The organism is Bradyrhizobium pachyrhizi, assembly GCF_029714545.1.
Taxonomy (GTDB): Bacteria; Pseudomonadota; Alphaproteobacteria; order Rhizobiales; family Xanthobacteraceae; genus Bradyrhizobium; species Bradyrhizobium pachyrhizi.
Map to the genome: position 1 here is coordinate 477069 of NZ_CP121667.1, position 15375 is coordinate 492443.

14 protein-coding genes, 1 tRNA gene and 1 pseudogene are annotated in these 15375 nt (G+C 63.9%); 5 read left to right on the forward strand and 11 right to left on the reverse strand.

What is annotated here, in order from left to right; all coding sequences use genetic code 11:
• Positions 1-58: 58 nt before the first annotated feature.
• Both obgE and QA639_RS02240 read right to left on the reverse strand, forming a co-directional pair.
• Positions 59-1108, reverse strand: a complete 1050-nt coding sequence (obgE, locus tag QA639_RS02235; RefSeq protein WP_028336333.1) for a GTPase ObgE — start codon at positions 1106-1108, stop codon at positions 59-61.
• 182 nt (positions 1109-1290) lie between these two features.
• Entirely contained in the window at positions 1291-1770 is a 480-nt protein-coding gene (locus QA639_RS02240) for a MaoC family dehydratase (RefSeq protein WP_283089074.1), read from the reverse strand.
• Positions 1771-1966: 196 nt separating this feature from the next.
• Between QA639_RS02240 and QA639_RS02245 the strand changes: the two genes are divergently transcribed.
• Positions 1967-2881: a DMT family transporter gene (locus QA639_RS02245; RefSeq protein ID WP_028336335.1), complete on the forward strand. Its 915-nt coding sequence runs from the start codon at positions 1967-1969 to the stop codon at positions 2879-2881.
• A 178-nt stretch (positions 2882-3059) separates the two neighbouring features.
• On the opposite strand, the gene QA639_RS02250 is transcribed toward QA639_RS02245, so the two are convergent.
• From QA639_RS02250 to rplU, 3 genes are all read right to left on the reverse strand, one after another.
• Complete coding sequence (locus tag QA639_RS02250; RefSeq protein WP_028336336.1) at positions 3060-3656, reverse strand: GNAT family N-acetyltransferase; 597 nt, start codon at positions 3654-3656, stop codon at positions 3060-3062.
• Between the two features lie 171 nt (positions 3657-3827).
• Positions 3828-4097: a 50S ribosomal protein L27 gene (gene rpmA / locus QA639_RS02255; RefSeq protein WP_028336337.1), complete on the reverse strand. Its 270-nt coding sequence runs from the start codon at positions 4095-4097 to the stop codon at positions 3828-3830.
• Positions 4098-4199: 102 nt separating this feature from the next.
• Positions 4200-4667: a 50S ribosomal protein L21 gene (rplU, locus tag QA639_RS02260; protein ID WP_050386439.1), complete on the reverse strand. Its 468-nt coding sequence runs from the start codon at positions 4665-4667 to the stop codon at positions 4200-4202.
• Between the two features lie 444 nt (positions 4668-5111).
• On the opposite strand from rplU, the gene QA639_RS02265 reads away from it, so the two are divergent.
• Entirely contained in the window at positions 5112-6269 is a 1158-nt protein-coding gene (locus QA639_RS02265; protein WP_283089075.1) for an ROK family protein, read from the forward strand.
• A 467-nt stretch (positions 6270-6736) separates the two neighbouring features.
• On the opposite strand, the gene QA639_RS02270 is transcribed toward QA639_RS02265, so the two are convergent.
• Complete coding sequence (locus QA639_RS02270; RefSeq protein WP_283089076.1) at positions 6737-7600, reverse strand: alpha/beta fold hydrolase; 864 nt, start codon at positions 7598-7600, stop codon at positions 6737-6739.
• Between the two features lie 213 nt (positions 7601-7813).
• Here QA639_RS02270 and QA639_RS02275 point away from each other — a divergent pair.
• Together QA639_RS02275 and QA639_RS02280 are read left to right on the forward strand one after the other, a co-directional pair.
• A tRNA-Ser gene (locus QA639_RS02275) sits at positions 7814-7903 on the forward strand.
• Positions 7904-7967: 64 nt separating this feature from the next.
• Positions 7968-8150 carry a hypothetical protein gene (locus QA639_RS02280; protein WP_283089077.1) on the forward strand — a complete coding sequence of 61 codons (183 nt, stop codon included), beginning with the start codon at positions 7968-7970 and terminating at the stop codon, positions 8148-8150.
• On the opposite strand, the pseudogene QA639_RS02285 reads toward QA639_RS02280, so the two are convergent.
• The 3 genes and pseudogenes from QA639_RS02285 to QA639_RS02295 form a co-directional block, all read right to left on the reverse strand.
• Positions 8091-8323, reverse strand: a pseudogene (locus tag QA639_RS02285) (hypothetical protein); the annotation flags it as partial. The gene QA639_RS02280 and the pseudogene QA639_RS02285 overlap by 60 nt on opposite strands.
• A 4-nt stretch (positions 8324-8327) precedes the next feature.
• Positions 8328-9305, reverse strand: coding sequence for a dienelactone hydrolase family protein (locus QA639_RS02290; RefSeq protein WP_283089078.1), 978 nt, complete (start codon positions 9303-9305; stop codon positions 8328-8330).
• Positions 9306-9646: 341 nt separating this feature from the next.
• Positions 9647-10249, reverse strand: a complete 603-nt coding sequence (locus QA639_RS02295; RefSeq protein ID WP_283089079.1) for a cupin domain-containing protein — start codon at positions 10247-10249, stop codon at positions 9647-9649.
• Here QA639_RS02295 and QA639_RS02300 point away from each other — a divergent pair.
• The gene (locus tag QA639_RS02300) at positions 10235-11212 is read left to right on the forward strand and encodes a LysR family transcriptional regulator (RefSeq protein WP_283089080.1); all 978 of its coding nucleotides are present in this window, start codon (positions 10235-10237) and stop codon (positions 11210-11212) included. The genes QA639_RS02295 and QA639_RS02300 overlap by 15 nt on opposite strands.
• Positions 11213-12129: 917 nt before the next feature.
• On the opposite strand, the gene QA639_RS02305 is transcribed toward QA639_RS02300, so the two are convergent.
• Together QA639_RS02305 and QA639_RS02310 are read right to left on the reverse strand one after the other, a co-directional pair.
• The gene (locus tag QA639_RS02305; RefSeq protein WP_283089081.1) at positions 12130-13719 is read right to left on the reverse strand and encodes an ABC-F family ATP-binding cassette domain-containing protein; all 1590 of its coding nucleotides are present in this window, start codon (positions 13717-13719) and stop codon (positions 12130-12132) included.
• Between the two features lie 132 nt (positions 13720-13851).
• On the reverse strand, positions 13852-15171 hold the full coding sequence (locus QA639_RS02310; protein ID WP_028336344.1) for an Hsp70 family protein: 1320 nt from the start codon (positions 15169-15171) through the stop codon (positions 13852-13854).
• Between the last annotated feature and the right edge of the window lie 204 nt (positions 15172-15375).

Sequence of the window (15375 nt, forward strand, 5' to 3'; positions counted from 1 at the left end):
GCAGGGAGGTGGAAGCAAGAGGCGCCACGAGGTGGCTCGGAAAATCGATGTGTGCCGTTCAACCCTGCGGCACCGGCGTCGCCCACGGCTCCGCCTGACCCTTGGCCTTGTTGGACACCGGCGCCTCGCCGATCACGTCGACCAGCGCGCGCAGCGCATCCTGCACGCCTTCGCCGGTCGCGCCTGACAGCAACAGCGGGGTCTTCTTCGCCGCCCGCTTGAGGCGGTCCTTCTGCTTCTTCAGTTCGTCGGGCGCGACCGCGTCGATCTTGTTGAGCGCGACGATCTCGATCTTGTCGGCGAGCTGGCCCTCATAGGCTTCGAGCTCAGTGCGCACCGTCTTGTAGGCCTTGCCGGCATGCTCGCATGTCGCATCGACCAGATGCAGCAGCACGCGGCAGCGCTCGACATGGCCGAGGAAGCGGTCGCCGAGCCCGGCGCCTTCATGCGCGCCTTCGATCAGCCCGGGGATGTCGGCGAGCACGAATTCGCGGCCGCCGAAATTCACCACGCCAAGCTGCGGATGCAGCGTGGTGAAGGGATAGTCGGCGATCTTCGGCCGCGCCGCGCTGACCACCGACAGGAAGGTCGATTTGCCGGCATTGGGCAGGCCGACCAGCCCGGCATCGGCGATCAGCTTGAGCCGCAGCCAGATCCAGCGCTCTTCGCCCGGCGCGCCGGGATTGGCGTTGCGCGGCGCGCGGTTGGTGGAGGATTTGAAATGCGCGTTGCCGAAGCCGCCATTGCCGCCCTTGGCCAGCACGAAGGTCTCGCCGAGCTCGGTGAAGTCGTGCAGCAGCGTCTCGCGGTCCTCGTCGAACACCTGGGTGCCGACCGGCACTTTCAGCACGATCGACTTGCCGTTGGCGCCATGGCGGTCCTTGCCCATGCCATTGCCGCCCTTCTGCGCCTTGAAGTGCTGCTGGTAGCGATAGTCGATCAGCGTGTTCAGTCCGTCGACGGACTCGATGATGACGTCGCCGCCGCGGCCGCCATTGCCGCCGGACGGACCGCCGAACTCGATGAACTTCTCGCGCCGGAACGCGACGCAGCCGTTACCGCCGTCGCCCGAGCGAATATAGACCTTGGCTTCATCGAGGAATTTCATGATTTTCACTAGTTAGGGCAGGGTGGCCGCGGCGGCAACCCGGAAAGGCCCTGACTTCAGCGAAAAGCCTTAATTTTCGGGCCTTTTTACGGCCCAAGCTCCTTGTTTGAGCATGATCTCCGCGCAAACGCTATGCGTTCGTCGCGGGGGAAAACCGCTTCACACTTTTCTGGATCACGCTCCTAGCCGGGTCTGCGCCGGACCAGGAATTTCTGCATCCCCTCCAGCACCAGCTCGCGGCGCTGGTTGTGCACGGTCGAGCGCAGCGTCACGACGCCGGTGGTCTTACCCGGTGACAGCTCGATCACCTCCAGCGAGGGGTAGATGGTATCGCCGGCATAGACCGGCTTCAGGAACTTGCTCGATTGCTCGAGGAAGCCGATCAGCGATTCCTCCACGACATAGGGAAACAATCCGGCGCCGGGCGCGGTGTGCACCAGGGTCTGGAGGCCGTGGGCGAGCAGATCAGGCATGCCGCGCGCGCGGCAATATTCGACGTCGTAATGGATCGGATGGGTGTCGCCGCTGGCGGTCTGGAACGCCGCGAACACCGCCGAGGTCTGGGTCCGGCTCGGAATCACGAAGCGCTCGCCGAGCACGAAATCCTCGAACCAGCGCTGCGCGGGGACCATGCGATGCTGGGTGGGGTCGAATTCGCTCATGCGGCGTTTCCTGCTCTTTTTGTTGCCGGATGAGCTACCGGTATCGCAGCGGCGCAGGTGCGGCAATCCGTTCAATTCGTCATGCCCGGGCTTGTCCCGGGCATCCACGCCTTTAAAACCTGACGACTCGGGCATAGGCGAGCGGAAGCGACGCCGTCCCTGGCCAGGCCCGACAAAAGAAAGCGCAAGTCGATTCATGAGCCTGTTCGCAAAGCTGTCCTCCTACGACGATCGATCGGCGCGGCTCGCCGGCATCGGGTTGATGCTGCTGTCGATCTTCATGTTCTCGTTCGGCGACGCGATGGGCAAATTCATCGTCGCCACCTATTCGGTCGGGCAATTGCTGTGGCTGCGCGCCTGCGCGGCGCTGCTCGTGCTGTTGCCGATCGTATGGCAGCGGCGCGCGGATTTTCTGCATCTGGAACGGCCGTGGCTGCAATTGCTGCGGGTCACGCTGTCGACGGTGGAGGTTGCGGCGTTCTTCCTGGCGACCGTCTATCTGCCGCTCGCCGACGTCATCACCTACTATCTGGCCGGACCGATCTTCGTCACCGCGATGTCGGGCCTCGTGCTCGGCGAGCATATCGGCTGGCGGCGCTGGACCGCGATCCTGGTCGGTTTCTGCGGGGTGTTGATCGCGCTCCGGCCGTCGGCCCAGACGATCAGCTGGCCGGCGATGATCGCGCTTGGCGGCAGCCTGTCGTTTGCGGTGCTGATGCTGATCACGCGCTCGCTGCGCGCGACCCCCGATATCGTGCTGGCGACGTCGCAATTCGGCGGCACCTTCATCCTGGGCCTCGTGCTCTCGCCGTTCGGCTGGGTGACGCCGTCAGCCGGCAGCCTCGCGCTGTTCTTCACCGCCGGCATCATCTCGGTCGCGGCGCTGCTTTGCGTCAATCGTTCGCTGAAACTCGCGCCGGCGAGCGTGGTGGTGCCCTACCAGTATTCGATGATCGTCTGGGCGGTGATCTTCGGCTTCGTAGTGTTCGGCGACGTGCCGTCCTGGGCCACCATCGTCGGTGCCGCTGTTATCATCGCGGCCGGCCTCTACATCTTCGTGCGCGAACAGCAGCTTGGACGCACGGACTCCGCGGTGAATCCGCCGGCCTGATTCTCACCCTCCCCTGGAGGGGGAGGGTTGGATCACATTGAGCGTAGCGAAATGTGAGACGGGGTGGGGTGATCTCTCAACACGGGCAGCCCCCGAGTGGAGAGACCGTCACCCCACCCCGCCGCTCATTGCATTCGCGTCGACCCTCCCCTCCAGGGGAGGGTGAAGATCAGAAGACTCAGCTCTCCCGCCGGGTCGAGTTGTTCCAGCGCTTCAGCGATGTCCAGACGCCGCGCGACAGGCGGAAGCAGTCGACCGGGCTCGACGAGCCCAGCGCCTCGAAGCGGTGCAGCTCGACGCCGCCCCACTGGAAGCCGCACTTCTCGAGGATATTGCGCGACGACGGATTGACGACGCGGGCGCCCGAGATCAGCTGGTCGAGATCGAACTCCTCGAAGAAGTAATCGATCACCGCGCGTGCGGCCTCGGTGCCGAAACCCTGGCCCCAATAGTCGACGCCGAGCCAGTAGCCGAGTTCGGCCGACGTCTCCTCGCGCCAGTCGATGCCGACCATGCCGATCGGCGTGTGATTGTTCTCGATCAGGAAAACGGTTTCGCGTCCGCCGGCGCCGAGCGCACGCACGAAGTCGATGGCATCATCCTGGGTATAGGGATGCGGCAGGCGGCGGGTGTTCTCCGCGATGCGGCGGTCATTGGCGAGGCGTGCGATTGCTTTTACGTCCGCGAGCGTCGGCTTGCGCAATGTCAGCCGTTCGGTCTCGAGGACGCAAGCTCTTGCCTCGCGCAAGGTCGGCGTCGGGATGTCCTGCAACATGTCGAGCTCCTGTGATGCGAAAAAATCGGTACGCAACGCTTGGAACGTCACGCGCGGTCGAAGTGGAACGCGCGCAACAAAAAGGGGAGGCCGGTTATCCCGCCTCCCCTTGGAGCCCTTTGCGACTCCGCCGGTTCAACAGGACCCGGCGGACTCGTATGTGTCCACCGTCTATTCGGCCGCTTCCGCCATCGGGATAACCGATACGAATGTGCGGCCGTTGGCCTTGGCACGGAACTCGACATGACCCTCAATCTTGGCGAAGAGAGTGTGGTCGGTGCCCATGCCGACATTAAGGCCGGGATGCCAGGTGGTGCCGCGCTGACGCGCGATGATGTTTCCGGGGATCACGCGCTCGCCACCGAACGCCTTGATGCCAAGGCGCTTGCCTTTGGAATCACGTCCGTTACGCGATGAACCGCCTGCTTTTTTGTGAGCCATGGCTCGTCTCCGACTTCGCTTTGATCTCTAGATCAATTCCTTGACGGAATCATTTCACGTTTTGTCACGCTTCACATCTGAAAGCGCGACGATCACTTCTTCTTAAGCCTTGGCCGCGGCCTTCTTGGCCGGAGCCTTCTTGGCGGCCGGCGCCTTTGCGGGCGCCTTCTTCTTGGCCGCCTTCGGCGCGGCGTCCTCGCCATCGGCGGGCGCTGCGACCTTTTCTTTCTTCGGCCGCGGGCCGACGGTCGGCTTGGCGTTATCGGCGAGGATCTCGGTGATGCGAAGCACCGTGAGCTCATCCCGATAGCCGCGCTTGCGGCGTGAATTCTTGCGGCGACGCTTCTTGAACGCAATCACCTTGTCACCGCGCTTGTGCTGCAGCACTTCGGCTGCAACGGACGCGCCTGCCACGGTGGGCGTTCCCAGCACCGGCGTGTCACCGCCGAGCACCAGAACTTCGCCAAGCTGCACGATCGTGCCGACATCGCCGGCGATCTTGCCTATCTCGAGTACATCATTCGGAACGACACGGTACTGCCGGCCGCCGGTTTTGATGACTGCGAACATCGTTTGATTCCTTCGTGTTCGATCCCGGCCTCGGACGGTTCGCCCGGGTCGGCTTTTTGTTCAGTCGCTATGGGTTGCGTGTCTCGTGCGAAGGGAATGAATTCCCAAATGGTCCGCACAAAAACGATCGGCGCGAGAAATCCCCGCGCCGGATGGGGGACTTATAGCCGTAAACGACCGAGAGTCAAGGTAAAGCAGGGCAAAAACCGGCCAAAAATGAAGGGTTTGGCATGGTTTTGGCCCGGATTGGCGACTCAAGCCTGCGCCCGGGTCGCGGTCCGCTCTGGCGACGGATGGTCTGGCACGGGCTGGCCCAGGGTGTCCGCCGCACCCGTGGAGCCGGTTTCGTCGGCAATTCCGTCCATCGAATGGGGCCGGCGCGCAAGCAACCAATCGGGTTCCCCGCCGTTAACGACCCGACCTCAAGCGGGCAGGCACGGGCAAATGGCCGAAGACACTGGATTGACCACGGGCATCGCGCACCACGGTGCCGCGCGGCTGCCGTCTGTCGACATTGACAGCTTCAACATCGAGCTGAAGGACGACGAGGGCTTTCTCGGCGATCGCGCCTCCAAGGGCGCGTTCCGCAAGATCCTCGACCGCTGGCGCAAGCCGCTGCGCAAATCCGACGAAGACCCGTTCGGCGACGAGCCGTCGGACAAGATCAGCAAGAAGAAGCTCGATGAGCTGCTGGTCGGCGACGACACCGAGGCCTCCGCGGTCGTGCACAGCGCGATCGAGGAGTTTGCCCAGGAGCTTGCCTATGTGACGCGGCGCTTCCTCAACACCAAGGCCTGGGCCAGGACCGAGCGCATCGTGGTCGGCGGCGGCTTCCGCGACTCCAGGCTCGGCGAACTCGCCATCGCGCGCACCGAGATCATCCTGAAGTCGGAGGATTTCAAGGTCGACATGGTGCCGATCCGCTTTCACCCCGACGATGCCGGCCTGATCGGCACGCTGCATCTCGCGCCATCGTGGATTTTCGAGGCCCATGACGGCGTCCTCGCCGTCGACATCGGCGGCACCAATATCCGCTGCGGCGTTGTCGAGACGCGCTGGAAGAAGGCGCCCGATCTCTCCAAGGCGGCGGTCTGGAAATCGGAGCTATGGCGCCACGCCGATGACGAGCCGACGCGCGAGGGTGCGGTGAAGCGGCTGGTGAAGATGCTGAAGGAGTTGATTGCCGCCGCCGAGAAGGAGAATCTCAAGCTCGCGCCGTTCATCGGCATCGCCTGTCCCGGCGTCATCAATGACGACGGATCGATCGAAAAGGGGGCGCAGAACCTGCCCGGCAATTGGGAGAGCAGCAAATTCAACTTGCCGGCGAGCCTGGTCGAGGCGATCCCGCAGATCGGCGATCATGACACCGCGATCGTGATGCATAATGACGGCGTGGTGCAGGGACTGGCCGAGGTCCCGTTCATGCAGGACGTCGCGCGCTGGGGCGTGCTGACGATCGGAACCGGGCTTGGCAATGCCCGCTACACCAATCGCAAGCGGGAGAACGGCAAGGACGAGAAGAAGGCCGAGAAGAAAGACAAGGACGACGAGAGCGAAAAGAGCGAGAAAAAGGCCAAAAAAGCCAAGAAGGCCGACGCCTGAGCCGCGCGGGCTGCAGCGATCGCGCGCGCTCCATCCGGGCTACGGTCTGCCTTCTCCTTCCCCCTGAAAGGGGGAGGCCGGGATGGGGGTCAGCCACAGGCGATGCTGTTTGCGGAGAGAGCAGATCCCCACCCGCTTTGCTCTGGCGAGCAAGCGATCTCCCCTTTTCAAGGGGGGGTGGAACGTGCGACGCCCGGATGAAGCCAACGGGTCGCGCGAACGCGCGCCCGATGACGGGCTCCGTGCAATCCGGGACAAATTCATCCGTGATTACAGCGGCCCCGGACTACGCGCGGTAAGGTTGATCGGTTAGGTTAAGATCGGGTTCGCGTTGCCGTTTCGGCGTCGGTCGCTACCGTGGCCCGTGTCGCTCCCGCCGACCGGCGAAGCCGCACTTCCCGGCCAGCAATATTAAGAAGCGGCACGGGACCGCCAGTTTTTGTCGCGTCCTGGCGGTCCCACCACTTCTACTTCCAATTGATCCGCTCGAAGAAGCCGGCGATCTCGGTGGCCGCGCGGTCGGGGTCCTCGCGATGCGGGAAATGCCCGACATCGGGAAACATCTTCAGATCCAGATTGGAGAAGGTCTCCCCCAGCCGGTCGGTCCAGGCATAGGGAAACAGCGGATCGTGCTCGGCCCAGCGGATGCAGGTCGGCACAGTGATCGGCGGCAGCATGGGGGCTTCGCCGTGCATCATCTTCACGCGCGCCGCATGTGACGCGCGATAATGCGCAAAGCCGCCGGCGAGATTGCCGGGCTTGAAGAAATTGTCGGCGAAGTCGTCGATCACGTCGTCGAACGCGGCCTTGCGGTGCGACCAGTGGTGCAGGAAATGGCCGATATAGGTGCGGCAGCTGTCTCTGCTGGCGCCGACCAGCGCGGGCGCCATCTCCATCTGGTGGAACGACTGGTACCAGATGTGGTTCAGCCGGTCGGGCGCGGCCATCCGCGGCCCGATGCCGGGATAGACGAAATCGAAGAAAAATAGTCCGGCGATGCGCTCGGGCGCCTTGCGGGCGAGGGGCTGCATCACGGCACCGCCGACGTCGTGGCCGACCACGCCGGCCTTGTCGACGCCGAGCGCGTCCAGCAGCGCCAGCATGTCGTCGGTATGCTGATCGGGGCCATACGCGCCGTGCGGCTTGTCGCTGTCGCCGAAGCCGCGCAGGTCGGGGGCGATCAGGGTGTAGCGGCCGGCGAGCCGCGCCATGACAGGCTTCCAGGTCAGCCAGAATTCCGGCCAGCCGTGCAGCAGCAGCAGCGGCTTGCCGCTCCCGGTCCGCGCGACGTGGAACGCCGCACCATTGGCTCGAATCGTCACATGCTCCATGGCCCGCTCCTGCTCCGGCTGGTTCGCCCGCGCGCAGATCGAACCAGAACCGTTCTGCTAGCGCTTTGTTTCCGCGCGCTTTCTTGGCGTATCCCGGTGCTTCGGTGGCACGAGGCACGGGTGACGGAAATATTATTGCAGCGCCTTGTCTGTCCCGCCATCCTCGCCTAGAACACGCCCCGACCGCGGGTGGCGCAAATCACCCGGGCCATCGGAGAGGTGGCAGAGTGGTTGAATGCACCGCACTCGAAATGCGGCATAGGTGCAAGCCTATCGGGGGTTCGAATCCCTCCCTCTCCGCCATTTGATCGCGACGTGCGAAAACCCAATAGAGCCGGGCGTTTCTCGGTCCACCGGATTTCGGACGGTGGAGAACCTCGGTGCAGACCCGGTGGGTCGCGCGACCGGTGAATTTGCCATCATTGAGCCGTTCGCGGACGCGCGAATCCTGCAAAAACACGCCCGGCTTTTGCGGGCTGCTTCCTTGGATTCAGCTTCCGCGATCCGCTTCGGCATGCTGGGGCGCGGACCAATCAAGGCGCAGCCCTAGCCCGACTGACGCAAGTTGAACGAAGGCAAGGGAGTTGGTGGCAAAGCTTTCGCCGCGCGTCGCCACCCGACGATACTGTTTGATCCTGTTGAAGGAGCGCTCAACCCGATTGCGAGCGCGGCAACACGATTCGGACTGAAGCAGATCGGGTCGCTGCGATTGCCTTTCGGCGGGCTCCTACGGCTTAAGCTGGAAAATCTCAGTCAGGAAATCCCGAACGATTAGGTGAGCCTGATTGCTCGCAGCTTCGTTGTAGGCGAGCATCGGATCCTTTTCGACGCAGGCATCGGCGTAGCTGAAGGGCTTCTGCGTCTCGTGGTTGACGATCTGATGATCGTCCGCTTCTACGAGCTGGCAATGCCGCGTCGTCGCGGCTCCCTTCAAGGTCAGCGGGGTGCGGAGAGACGGGGCGTCGAAGACGTGATAGGCGTCGGGAAACTCGATCAGCTTGACGTCCTTGTGCGCGCTCGTCAGCCGCTCCACGTAGGCGCGGCAGGGTGCCACGGGGTTGTAATTGTCCGGGGTGCCGTGGAGGATGCGGATGGGCTTGTCGCTGACGTCGCTGTCATCCCGGTACGTCGTCGTGCAATCGGGATAGAAGGCGACGTGCGCCGCGAAACGCAGCTTGTCGGCCGGACCGAGCGTCGCATACAATCGGTTCATCGCCGAGTACAATGCCGATTGTCCACCTCTGGAGAAGCCCATCACGGCTATACGATGCGGGTCGATTCGCGGATGCTTGGCCAGCAGGTCGAGGGCCCGATAGGCATCGGCAACCATGTTCAGACGACCAAGCCGCGCCTGGTCGAGGATGGTCGAAATAATTCCTCGTCCTGAAAAGCTGTCGATGGCAAATGTCGCGATACCGAGTTGGTTGAGGGCTCTCGACCACTCGTCGATCGAGCCGCCCACGCCGCCCATACCTCCCGCGCCATGGAGCAGGATAACGGCGGGCAACCTGTCAGCGCCGGCCTTCGGGATGTGCAGCTCGCCCGCGATCGTCACCGGTTGGCCGTTGCTGCGCCCCGCCAGGAAATCGGAATCAGCGAGCGTGACCGACGCAATGGGGTAGACCTCCACGCGTGTCACCTGGGCCGTGGCCGACCCAACGATTGCCACAAGAAAAGCAAACGCTATCGCAGACTGCTTGATCACATCCCTCTCCTGTGTTCGATCTGCCTTGATTTTGAGATGAACCCTTAAGGAGCCAGAGCTGCGGCGCTATCGCGCTCGGCCTGACGTTGCCGAACCATTGCCAGTTCTCGGCGACAGGCAGCGAACCCGGCTGTTCCGGACTGTGTACCGAATTGCTCGCAGAAGCCGCGATCCTCCTCCGCGATGGTCTGCGCAAGGCGCTCCCTCGCCGCTGCATGCATTGCGGGGCCGGAAATGCAAAGGATGTGCAAACCGAGAGCGAGGAATGACGCGGCGAACAGCGGGTATCCGAGCATGGCACGCGACGCTTTGCGCGGTCGGGGGTGAGAATTCGCTCGCATTCACTGCTCACATAGCCGCTTGTATTCGATGCGGATGGCGTGAAAAGGCTTGTTGCCGGTGTTCTCGATCGCGTGCTCGGCTTGAGCCGGCAGCCGGACCATCAGCGGGAGCTCGACCGATTGCTGCCCTTGCACGACCGATTGGAATACTTTGCCATCCTTGTCGTAGTTGACGTAGGGTGGGCGCGAGTCCACCACCATCACGCTGGGCCAGCGATGATGATGCGAGGCTTCGCGCTCGCCCGGAAGAACAGTCACCTCCAGCACGCGCAGGTCTGCCGTTTCGTAGATCACCCTGTGATTCCCTGGTGCAGCGGTCACCGCTTCGCGGTCTTCTGCCCACGACGCTGCGCCGGCCGGGCCTGCGCACATTGCAGTGGTCTGGGCAAAGCTGGCCGACGTCACCATCGTGCCAGCCAATGCGGCGATCGCAGCAAACGCAGGCTTCTGCATCACGCTTCCCCGACAAGCAAATTCCGGATGCAGCGTAGGCACGGAGGCCGCGTCGCGTCGAGCAGCTTGGCTGAATTTCAGTCGTGAGTTAATATCACGAATAGGGGCGCCGGCTGGCACATGGGGGATTTCGTCTTGAATCGCGGTCATCGCCTTGAGATGCTGATCAGCGCGGCCGACAGCGGCAGCTTCGCTGCGGCGGCGCGGATCATGGACTTGACGCCCTCGGCGGTCAGCCGCGGCATTGCCGAACTGGAGCGCGAGCTCAAGGTCCCCTTGTTTAACCGGACGACGCGCCAGCTCAAGCTCACCCAGGAAGGGGCCGACGTCTATCGCAGGGCTGTCGACATCGTCGCCCGAATTGCCGAGCTGACCGATGGCTTCACGAACAGGCGCGGGCGAGTCAGCGGTATCGTGCGAGTAGGCGTGCAGGCGCCGCTCAGCCGCTATGTCCTGATGCCGAGGCTGGCCAGTCTGAATGATCGGCACCCCGAGTTGCTCGTTGAAACGCGTCTGACGCAGGACCCTCGCGACATGCAGTCTGAGAACCTCGACGTTCTGCTGTACGTCGGCGAACCTCCTCCGTCTCGGCTCGTCGCGCAACGGCTAGGTCAGGGCAAGCCGGCGGCGTATGCCTCGCCGGACTATGTGCGTCGCTTCGGTGCACCGGAGCACCCTGCCGATCTCGTCAATCATCGCTGCCTGCTGTTTCGTCCAGCCTGGTCGACCGGTCCCTTCGACCATTGGAAATTCGAGCGCAAGGGGAAGCTCGAGACGATACCGGTGCGTCCTTCGTTCGTCACGCCGGATCGCGAAGGCCTGATCGTAGCGGCCTGTGCTGGCGCGGGCGTCATCTACATGGCCTGCTTCGATCCGACCATCCTGACGTCGGGCCGGCTCACACGACTGCTGCCGGAATGGTCTTGCCCGCCGAGCTTCGGCATCCACCTGATGTACCGTCGCGGCAGCACCGGCATTCCGCGCGTGGCGGCATTCTTGCGCTTTGTGCGCGAGGCCTTCGCCGACTTCGATCCTGACGAACTCACGGTGCTCCATGCCGACGCGGTAGCGAAATCCAGCTCTCCGCCGCGGGTGGCTCTGACGAAAGCGTGAATCTCCCTCGCCATCCCGTTTCCACGATCTGTTTGCTGGAGACTGGTTCGCCGTATCAGGAACGGCCTCCGCTTCACGCCGCGTATGGCCGCAAGCGAGGCAGCGCGTCGAACCGTGACATGCCCTGCGAACTTTCGTCCGGAGGAAATTACTCCAATTGACCGCCACTCAGGCCGAAGCGGCGGCCGCCGGCTCCTTTGCATGGGGTTGTTTTCGATATTTTGGCGGGAGCCCCCCGGGCGCGATCGATCCTTGCCGAAGGATGATCTCGACAATCCCATCCATCGTCACCGGGTATCGGCACCGGGGTCGAACCTGGAGCGGTGGCGTCGGTAACCTTAATTTTTCGTTTCGATTGTCGATAAAATTTTATCGATTATCCTCGTGACAGTTGAGCGGTGTGACGAACCGCACGATGAGCGGCAACAGCCGAGTGGCTGGACGACCTCTCTGAAATCGAAGGGTGGGCAGAGCGCAGTGCCAGCCACCTTTCGGGCTGTCCGGCGGCGGCCGGCGGGGCAAATCAATTTTGAAGTGCTTTTGATTGCCAGGTTGCGGCGCATATCGCTCCGCATGAAGCCTTTCAATTGGGATGTTCCAAGATGACGCTCGCGCATTTCCTGATCGCGGCCGGTGGCGGCTTTTTGTTGCTCGCTGGCTTCGTCGCATTTGCCCTTTGGAGAAACGCGCTCCATTCGACGGCGCGGATTTAGCAACAGACCAGATTCAGCTCCGACGGCCTCGCGCTTGGGGACAAGCGAGGCTGGCGGAATGGCCGCACCGCCGCGCGGCCTGACAGCCGAGCACCGCGCCTTACGACCTACCCCAAGGCGACGCGTGCTCGGCTGTTCAATTCCCGACCAATCTTCGTCGTTCGAAACATCGATTGCGCAAAAGCAATTGCTCCGCTCTCCGCGTCACCTCCACGACGCGAGATCCAGTCTGCGCGTGATCGCGATGGCCTCGAGGAAGGCCTCGTCGTGGCTCACGACCAGCAGCGCGCCGTCATAGGCGCGCAAGCCGGCCTCGACCGCTTCCAAGGATTCGATATCGAGGTGATTGGTCGGCTCGTCGAGGATCAGGAAAGGCGGAGGCCTCACGCCGCTCAGCACACAGGCAAGACCAGCGCGCAGCAGCTGGCCGCCGGAGAGGCTCGCGACGGGCTGCAGCGCGGCATCGGCGCGGAACATGAATCGCGCCAGCGCCGCGCGGCAGGCGTTCTCGTCGGCATCCGGATTGATGCGCCGGAAATTCTCCAGGATGGAGGCCGACGCATCGAGCAGGCTGACCGCCTGATCGAACATCGCAAAGCGGGTCATCACCTCGACGGTGCCGCGCGCCGCGGTCAGGTCGCCGCTGACGAGCTTGAGCAGCGTCGTCTTGCCGGCGCCGTTGGGGCCAATGATCGCGACACGCTCCGGACCCGACATGGAGAAGGTGAGATCGCGCAGGATCGGCGCGTCCGCGCCGTAGCCGACGTCGGCCGCGTCGATTCGCAGCACCATCCTGCTCGCCGGCAGATTCGTCGAGGGCAGCTGCACCGAGAACGGTTGCAGCACCTCGATGCGTTGCCGCGCCGCGCTGGCAAGTTCGAGCGCTTGCGTCCGCCGTCGTTCGGCGAGACGGGCGTTCTCGCCGCCGGTGTCCTCGCTGCGGTCCTTGCGCAGCCCGGCGGCGATGCGCGGCAGATCACCCTTGGCGCGCTTCCTTGCACCTGCGCCGTCCTTGCGCGCCTTCCGTTCGCTGGCTTCTCTGGCGTTACGGTCGATCTCGGCGACGTGCTTCTCGGCATCGGCCAGATCGTGTCGTGCCGCCGACAGTTCGATGGCCTTGCGTGCGCGGTACTGGCGCCAATTGCCGCCGTACCGCCTGGCTTCCAGCGAGGTCAATTCGACGATCGCATCCATCGTCTCCAGCAATTCGCGGTCGTGGCTGACGATGATGGCGCCATGCCGCCAGTCGGCGAGCAGGTCGATCACCGCCTTGCGCCCCACGCGGTCGAGATTGTTGGTGGGTTCGTCCAGCAGCAGAAAGTCGGGCTGCGCGAAGGTCAGCGCGGCGAGGCGCGCCCGGGTGGCCTGTCCGCCGGACAGCGCTGCCAGCGGCGCGTCCAGCAAGTCGCTCAGTCCGACGCGTTCGAGCGCGGCCGCAATACGGGTGTCGAGCGTCCAGTCGATATCCGCAAGCTCTTCAGTGCTCGCAACGCCCTGTTCGGCGCGGCGTAACGCGGCCAGTGCGCGGCGCGCGTCGAACAGGTCGATGACGCGTTCATCCGGCTTCAGCTGAACCGTCTGATGCAGCATCCCGACGCGTCCCTGAACCGAGACCGTGCCGGATTGCGGCGTGCGTACCCTCGCGATCAGGCCGAGCAGCGTCGTCTTGCCGACGCCGTTCCTGCCGACAAGGCCGGTGCGTTCGGGTCCGAAGTTCAGATCGATGTTGGAAAGGAGAACCCGGCCGTCAGGCGCAGACAGGGTCAGATGAGAGAGCGTGATCGATGCAGGCATGGATATCCCCGAGGGCAAGGCTGATGGGCGTTGCTGTCAGGGTGAAATCCATGGTCGTCGGCATCCTCAGGGATTGATGATTGACGTGATGTAGTCGTCTATTGAGCCGGGATCAAGGCGCGAAGCCAGCCATCACGCGGCTTCGGCGAAGGTCCAGCGGTCGGGATCGGGCGTGTGGCCGATCAAAGCGAGGCCGTAGGCGATCGATTCGAATTGATCCGCCGAAGTCAGCCGCGCCGCGCCAAAACGTTCGGCGAACAGGCGCTGCACGGCCGGCACGAACGAGGTGCCGCCGGTCAGGAACACCTTCTCGACGTCGCGCGCGGTGATGCCCGACTTTGCCAGCGCCTCGTCCACCGTTGTACCCAGCCGTTCGATGTCGTCGGCGATCCAGGATTCGAAATCGTCGCGCGTGACGGTCGCGCCGATATCGATGCCTTCGCGGGTGAAGCGGAACTCGACGCGGTCGCGGCTCGACAGCGCGACCTTGGTGTCCGACACGGCGCGATACAGCGCGAAGCCGAGATCGTGGTCGACAATGGTGATGAAATCGTGCAGCGGCGCCGGATCGAGCGCGGTGCGCGCGAGCTGCTGCAACTCGCGCAAATCGCCATTGCCTCGCATCATCGCGAGCTGGTGCCAGCGGGCAAGGCTCGAATAATAGTGATTGGGAATCGGCAGCACCTTGTCGAACGAGCGGTAGCTGGTGCCCTTGCCGAGCCGCGGCGAGACGATGTGGTCGACGATGCGGTAATCGAAGGTGTCGCCGGCGATGCCGATGCCGGCGTGGCCCAGCGGTTCGGCGCGCAGCACGCCGCCCTTGCGCGAGAACCGCATCACGGAGAAGTCGCTGGTGCCGCCGCCGAAATCGGCGACCAGCACGGTGGCATCGTGGTCCAGTGTGCGCGCGAAGGAGAACGCCGCGCCGACCGGCTCGTAGACGTAGCGCGCATGGCCGGCGCCGAGCCGCTCGAACGCAGCCCGGTAGCGCTGCATCGCGAGCTCGTCATTGGGATTGCCGCCGGCAAATTTCACCGGACGACCGACCATGATGGTCGGCGCGCCCAAGTCGAATCCTTCGCCGGCATGGCGCGTCAGCGTGCGCAGGAACGCCGCGAGCAGGTCCTCGAACTTGTAGCGTTGCCGGAAGATCTGGGTGGTGTTGAAGGCCGCGCTTGCCGCAAAGGTCTTGAACGACTGGATGAAGCGATGGATCGTGCGTCCCTCGAGGAACTGCTCGATCGCCCAGGGGCCGCCCTCGGCGCGCGGATGCAGGCCGGCGCCGGGCCGTTCCTCCCAGAAGCACAGCGCGGACACATAGACGCTATGCGTGCGGCCGCCATGGTCGAAACGGATCGCCTCGACGCGGCCGGCGCCGTCGGACAGCGCGACCACGGTGTTGCTGGTGCCAAAATCGACGCCAATCGAGACGGCGGGCGAAGCGCTCGACATGTCATGCTCGGATTGTCTGTGAAAGGGGGCGGACCTTTAGCGGCTTTGGCCGGATTTGCCAACCCGTCTGGGCGCTAGTCAGTTGGGCCAGTTCCACCTCCCCTTGGAAAGGGGAGGTCGCTTTGCTCGCCAGAGCAAAGCGGGTGGGGATCCGCGCCTTCCGCAGAGAGCATCGCCTGCGGCTGACCCCCATCCCGACCTTCC

Coding starts and splice junctions, on each gene's coding strand:
- QA639_RS02270 (WP_283089076.1), bottom strand. CDS start 7,600: ATGGAGCATGTGACGATTCGAGCCAATGGTGCGGCGTTCCACGTCGCG.
- QA639_RS02305 (WP_283089081.1), bottom strand. CDS start 13,719: ATGCCTGCATCGATCACGCTCTCTCATCTGACCCTGTCTGCGCCTGAC.
- QA639_RS02265 (WP_283089075.1), top strand. CDS start 5,112: ATGGCCGAAGACACTGGATTGACCACGGGCATCGCGCACCACGGTGCC.
- rpmA (WP_028336337.1), bottom strand. CDS start 4,097: ATGGCTCACAAAAAAGCAGGCGGTTCATCGCGTAACGGACGTGATTCC.
- QA639_RS02240 (WP_283089074.1), bottom strand. CDS start 1,770: ATGAGCGAATTCGACCCCACCCAGCATCGCATGGTCCCCGCGCAGCGC.
- obgE (WP_028336333.1), bottom strand. CDS start 1,108: ATGAAATTCCTCGATGAAGCCAAGGTCTATATTCGCTCGGGCGACGGC.
- QA639_RS02250 (WP_028336336.1), bottom strand. CDS start 3,656: ATGTTGCAGGACATCCCGACGCCGACCTTGCGCGAGGCAAGAGCTTGC.
- rplU (WP_050386439.1), bottom strand. CDS start 4,667: ATGTTCGCAGTCATCAAAACCGGCGGCCGGCAGTACCGTGTCGTTCCG.
- QA639_RS02295 (WP_283089079.1), bottom strand. CDS start 10,249: ATGACCGCGATTCAAGACGAAATCCCCCATGTGCCAGCCGGCGCCCCT.
- QA639_RS02310 (WP_028336344.1), bottom strand. CDS start 15,171: ATGTCGAGCGCTTCGCCCGCCGTCTCGATTGGCGTCGATTTTGGCACC.
- QA639_RS02245 (WP_028336335.1), top strand. CDS start 1,967: ATGAGCCTGTTCGCAAAGCTGTCCTCCTACGACGATCGATCGGCGCGG.